Source organism: Limosilactobacillus albertensis (assembly GCF_014145555.1).
Taxonomy (GTDB): domain Bacteria; phylum Bacillota; class Bacilli; order Lactobacillales; family Lactobacillaceae; genus Limosilactobacillus; species Limosilactobacillus albertensis.
Window position 1 is genome coordinate 1 of record NZ_JACIVD010000006.1, and the last position, 237, is coordinate 237.

The 237-nt window shown below is 48.9% G+C and carries 1 rRNA gene; it reads right to left on the reverse strand.

The window, feature by feature from the left end:
* A 23S ribosomal RNA gene (locus tag H5S41_RS12230) occupies positions 1-237 on the reverse strand; the annotation flags it as partial.

Here is a 237-nt window from a genome sequence, read left to right on the forward strand (position 1 = left end):
TTCAGTCCTACAACCCCAACAAGCAAGCTTGTTGGTTTGGGCTCTTCCCTTTTCGCTCGCCGCTACTCGGGGAATCGATGTTTCTTTCTCTTCCTGCAGCTACTAAGATGTTTCAGTTAACTGCGTCTACCTCTTGCCAGCTATGTATTCACTAGTCAAGTAATCAGCGACTAAGCTGATTGGGTTGCCCCATTCGGAAATCTCCGGATCAAAGCGTACTTACCGCTCCCCGAAGCA